Annotated in this window: 4 protein-coding genes; all 4 read left to right on the forward strand. The window is 72.2% G+C overall.

Features of this window, described 5'->3' with window-relative positions; translation table 11 throughout:
- On the forward strand, positions 1-575 hold a 575-nt coding region (locus FUT87_RS27420), incomplete at its 5' end, for a sensor histidine kinase KdpD (protein WP_255512087.1).
- 30 nt (positions 576-605) lie between these two features.
- The gene (locus tag FUT87_RS27425; RefSeq protein WP_091729944.1) at positions 606-1,595 is read left to right on the forward strand and encodes an SIS domain-containing protein; all 990 of its coding nucleotides are present in this window, start codon (positions 606-608) and stop codon (positions 1,593-1,595) included.
- The gene (locus tag FUT87_RS27430) at positions 1,595-2,227 is read left to right on the forward strand and encodes an HAD family hydrolase (protein WP_147243019.1); all 633 of its coding nucleotides are present in this window, start codon (positions 1,595-1,597) and stop codon (positions 2,225-2,227) included. The genes FUT87_RS27425 and FUT87_RS27430 overlap by 1 nt, the downstream gene beginning before the upstream one ends.
- The coding region (lptC, locus tag FUT87_RS27435) for an LPS export ABC transporter periplasmic protein LptC (protein ID WP_147243020.1) at positions 2,227-2,747 on the forward strand (521 nt) is incomplete at its 3' end. The genes FUT87_RS27430 and lptC, both read left to right, overlap by 1 nt.

Genomic DNA, 2,747 nt, shown 5'->3' on the forward strand with positions numbered 1-2,747 from the left:
GCACGCCGCTCGCGGGCATGGACGCCCAGCTCGCGATGGCGCTGCGCGAGGCGCCGCCCGAGTCGCGCGCCCGGCTGCAGCGCACCCGCGAGGCGGGCGACCGGCTGCGCCGCGTGGTGACCGCGCTGCTGACGCTGTTCCGCACCGGCATGAGCCTGCGCTGGCAGCGCCTGGACCTGGTCGAGCTGATGCAGCTCCTGCCCCTGCCCGACGGCCTGGTGCTGGACCTGCCGCCGGAGGCCGGCATCGACGCCGATCCGGACCTGCTGGCCGCCGCGCTGATCAACCTGATCGACAACGCCTGGCGCCACGGGGCCTCGCAGGTACGGCTGCGCCTGAAGGCCCAGCTGGACGGGGGGATGACGCTGGAGCTCACCGACAACGGCGAGGGCGTGGCCGACTGGCAGCGCGTGGACCTCAACGACGCGCTGGAGCGGCAGCAGTACGAAGGGCGCATGGGCCTGGGCCTCATGATGGCCGACCTGGTGGCCCGCGCCCACGGCGGCGACCTGCGGCTGCCGGCCATGGAAGCGGGCTTCGGCGTGGCCCTCAGACTGGGGCCGGCGCCGGACTGAATCGACCCCGGCGGCTACACTTTCGCCCTTATGACGACCCACGCCGCCCTCACCCATTCCCGCGCGCTCGACGTGGCCCGCGCGGCCTTGCAAGTCGAGGCCGACGCGCTGCTCGCGCTCGGTCCCCGCCTGGGCGAATCGTTCGAACAGGTGGTCCGCAAGATCCTGGATTGCTCCGGTCGCGTCGTCGTGATGGGCATGGGCAAGAGCGGCCACGTCGGCCGCAAGATCGCCGCCACCCTGGCCTCCACCGGCACGCCGGCGTTCTTCGTCCATCCCGGCGAGGCCAGCCATGGCGACCTCGGCATGGTCACGCCCGGCGACATCGTGCTGGCGCTGTCGAATTCCGGCGAAAGCGACGAGCTCAACGCCATCATCCCGGTGCTCAAGCGCCAGGGCGTCACGCTGATCGGCATGACCGGCGGACTGTCGTCGTCGCTGGCCAAGCATGCGGACTTCGTGATCGACTCGCGCGTGGCGCAGGAGGCCTGCCCGCTGAACCTCGCGCCGACCGCCAGCACCACCGCGCAGATCGCGCTGGGCGACGCGCTGGCCGTGGCGCTGCTGGACGCGCGCGGTTTCCGCGCCGAGGACTTCGCCCGCTCCCATCCGGGGGGCTCGCTCGGCAGGCGCCTGCTGACCCATGTGCGCGACCTGATGCGCGGCGGCGACGCGCTGCCGCGCGTGAATGCCGAGCTGCCGCTGCTCGACATGATGCGGGTGATGTCCGACAAGGGCCTGGGCTGCGCGGTGCTGGTCGGCGCCGACGGCAAGGCCGGCGGCATCTTCACCGACGGCGACCTGCGCCGGCTGATCGAGCGCGGCGGCGACCTGCGCGGCCTGACGGCCGGCCAGGTCATGCATCCGAATCCGCGCACCGTGGCCGCCGACGCGCTGGCCGTCGACGCGGCCGACCTGATGGAGCAGGCCCGCATCACGCTGGTGCTGGCCGTGGACGACGAACAGCGCCTGGTCGGCGCGATCAGCATCAACGACCTGATGCGCGCGAAGGTGATCTGATGAGCGCTTCCTCCCTGACTCCCGCGGACGCGGATGCGCCGGTCGTGCGCGAGCTCCAGCCCGCGCTGGCCTTTCCGCCGGAACTGCTGCTCAAGGCGCAGGGCCCGGCGCTCGGCCTGCGGGCCGCGATCTTCGACGTCGACGGCGTGCTGACCGACGGCCGCATCTACCTCAGCGCGCAGGGCGAGGAGTTCAAGGCCTTCGCGACGCTGGACGGCCACGGGATGAAGCTGCTCGCGCAGGGCGGCATCGTGCCGATCGTCATCACCGGCCGCGATTCGCCGGCGGTGCGGCGGCGGGTCGCCGACCTCGGCCTGCCGCACGCCGTCTATGGGGCCAGGAACAAGCTGGCCGCGGCGCAGCCGCTGCTCGACCAGCTCGGCCTGCGCTGGGAGCAGGTGGCGGTGATCGGGGACGACTGGCCCGACCTGCCGCTGATGGTGCGCGCCGGTTTCGCCTGCGCGCCGGCCCAGGCGCATGCCGAGGTCAAGGCGGCCGCGCATCATGTCACCGCCGCCGCTGGCGGCCATGGTGCCGCCCGTGAGTTCTGCGACCTGCTGTTGATGGCCGCCGGCCAGTACGCGCGGCTGCTGCACGGCCACCTCGAGACCCTGGACGGGAGCGGCCACTGATGGCGGCGCTCGCTCCGCCGCCGACCTCGCCGCGGCGCCGCGTCCAGCCCTTGCTGTGGCGCCTGCAGTCGATGCTGGCCAGCTACGTGCCGCTGCTGCTGATGGCGATGCTGGCCGGCTTCACCTGGTGGCTGATCAAGAACACGCCGCAGCTGGAGACGCCGCGCGAGAAGGCCGCGCCCAAGCACGAGCCCGACTACCGGATGAACGGCTTCGAGGTCGAGCGCTTCAGCAGCGACGGCCGGTTGACCGGACGCATCATCGGCACCGAGATGCGCCATTACCCCGACAACGACACGCTTGAGATCGACGCGCCGCAGCTGCGCGCCTACGGCAAGCAGGGCGAACTGCTGGTCGCCGACGCGCAGCGCGGCCTGTCCAACGGCGACGGCAGCGAGGTGCAGCTGCTCGGGGACGTGAAGGTCAAGCGTTATCCGGACGGCGATCCGTCGCAACCGCCCGACCTGGAGCTGTATGGCGAATTCCTCCATGCCTTCGTCCCGCAGCAGCAGATCCGCTC

The organism is Mitsuaria sp. TWR114, assembly GCF_007997345.1.

Bases quoted from the DNA above. Each gene is read 5' to 3' on its own strand.
- FUT87_RS27425 (WP_091729944.1), top strand. From the start codon at position 606: ATGACGACCCACGCCGCCCTCACCCATTCCCGCGCGCTCGACGTGGCC.
- FUT87_RS27430 (WP_147243019.1), top strand. From the start codon at position 1,595: ATGAGCGCTTCCTCCCTGACTCCCGCGGACGCGGATGCGCCGGTCGTG.